Origin of the sequence: Streptomyces sp. UH6 (assembly GCF_013421635.1) — a bacterium.
In the GTDB taxonomy this organism is placed as follows: domain Bacteria; phylum Actinomycetota; class Actinomycetes; order Streptomycetales; family Streptomycetaceae; genus Streptomyces; species Streptomyces abyssomicinicus.
In genome coordinates this window covers 1-1,741 of record NZ_JACADT010001121.1, presented here as the reverse complement: position 1 = coordinate 1,741, position 1,741 = coordinate 1, and the positions used below count along the sequence as shown (strand labels likewise).

The window sequence follows — 1,741 nt, the reverse complement described above, 5'->3', positions numbered from 1 at the left end:
GGCGGTGCGAGAGGTCACGTGAGGCATGTTCTGCCCAACGCGCGGGGGAGCGCGCCGGTAGCGGGTGCGCCGGCAGCGGGTGCGGGGGCGGTCCGCCGGCCTCCGCCGCCGATTCGTCCGGCACGTTCCTCCGGCACGCCGAAAGCCCTTTGCCCTGCGGGCCGCGTGCCTAGTACCGTGGGGGCCAATTGGTGACGCGGCGTTCGTCTGTGTCATCATCTGCACACACCGCTCGCGCTTGCGCGAGAGCTGTGCTGGAGGCGTCGCCTAGTCCGGTCTATGGCGCCGCACTGCTAATGCGGTTTGGGCCTTCAAGCCCATCGAGGGTTCAAATCCCTCCGCCTCCGCCCCGCTCGGGCCCCTGTTCCTGGAACAGGGGCCCGAGGTGTTTTCCGCGTCCTCACCGGGTTCGGGAGCGCCGTGCGCCGCTCTCCCGCCACCGTCCGCATCTTGCGCCACGCCCGATGCGCGTGTTCCCCCCGCCGATCGGCTCGGACGTCGGCCCACGGACCCGGGGCCGGGTGCGGGAGATTTCGCGTTTCCGCAGGTCAGGCGGGGTGTGCCGAATGGATTTCACATGTCGGCGGCAGTCATGTAATGTTCTTCCTGTCGCCGGGACGGGCCGAAAGGAAGCCGAAACGGAGACGACAACAGAACAAGCACTCGTAGCTTAACGGATAGAGCATCTGACTACGGATCAGAAGGTTGCAGGTTCGAATCCTGCCGAGTGCACACAGGTGAGAGGCCCCGGGAGATGATCCCGGGGCCTTTCGCGTTGTCGGTGGGCCGGCCCGCCCTGGTTCGGCAGGGCCTTGCCCGGTGACCGCCCTTGCGTCACCGCCGGGGGCAGGAGATCTCCGGCAGCCATTCGGGGGCGTAGCAGGCGGAGAACGACCACGTCCGGTCCGAGTGGGGGTCGTCCGTGCTGTCGGTGTAGACCTCGAGGCGGCCCTGCGGCGTCAGGCGGTAGTACTCGCGGATCGGGTCGCCCTCCACGGTGGGGAAGGTGACGGCCAGTTCCGCCGTGGCGGTCTTCTCCAGGGCCTGGCGCAGGCAGTCGACCTCCCGTGCGGCGTGCGTCTCCATCCGCTCCCCCTGGCTCAGCCTCACCTCGCCGCAGCCGGAGTACGGGGTCCTGGACTCCCAGCGGTCCCTGACCGGGTCGTCGTCCACCAGGACGAGCACGGTCAGGCCGCCGAGGGCGAACAGGGTCCCCCCGACCGTCCAGCCGATCGGGAGGAACCGGGTGAGCGGTGGTCCCCCGCGGCCGCGGAGCCAGGCGGAGCCCCGGGCCGTCCGGGTGAAGACGCCGAGGGCGACGAAGACCAGGCCGATCACGAGGGCGAAGGAAGCGGTGAAGGTCGGCGGGCCGGCGGCAAGAGTGATCACCGGGTGATCGTGGAGGCCGTGGTCGAGGAGGTCAATGGTTCTCGCGCGGTCCGGCCGGACGGGGGCGGTCCGCGGGTCATAGTGGGGGCGGATACCGACGCAGAGGTTCACCGCACAGGAAGCCGAGGTCATGACCGACACGCGCACCGTGGCCGTGCTGGGCACCGGGATCATGGGGGCCGCGATGGCCCGGAACATCGCCCGGGCCGGGCACCCGCTGAGAGTCTGGAACCGCAGCCGGGAGAAGGCGGAGCCGCTCGCCGCCGACGGGGCGCGCGTGGCCGCGACCCCGGCCGAGGCGGTGGAGGGCGCCGACGTCGTCGTGACCATGCTGTACGACGGTCCCGCCGCC

At 70.7% G+C, this 1,741-nt stretch carries 2 protein-coding genes and 2 tRNA genes; 3 read left to right on the top strand and 1 reads right to left on the bottom strand.

Annotation, left to right across the window (positions count from 1 at the left end; all coding sequences use genetic code 11):
- Window positions 1–256 precede the first annotated feature (256 nt).
- Window positions 257–347: transfer RNA gene (locus HW445_RS29840), tRNA-Ser, on the top strand.
- A 312-nt stretch (window positions 348–659) separates the two neighbouring features.
- Window positions 660–732: transfer RNA gene (locus HW445_RS29835), tRNA-Arg, on the top strand.
- Window positions 733–834: 102 nt separating this feature from the next.
- On the opposite strand, the gene HW445_RS29830 is transcribed toward HW445_RS29835, so the two are convergent.
- Window positions 835–1,389 (bottom strand): hypothetical protein, encoded by a 555-nt coding sequence (locus tag HW445_RS29830; RefSeq protein WP_180223935.1) that lies wholly within the window; start codon window positions 1,387–1,389, stop codon window positions 835–837.
- A 130-nt stretch (window positions 1,390–1,519) separates the two neighbouring features.
- On the opposite strand from HW445_RS29830, the gene HW445_RS29825 reads away from it, so the two are divergent.
- A partial coding sequence (locus HW445_RS29825) for an NAD(P)-binding domain-containing protein (protein WP_180223934.1) occupies window positions 1,520–1,741 on the top strand: 222 nt, incomplete at its 3' end.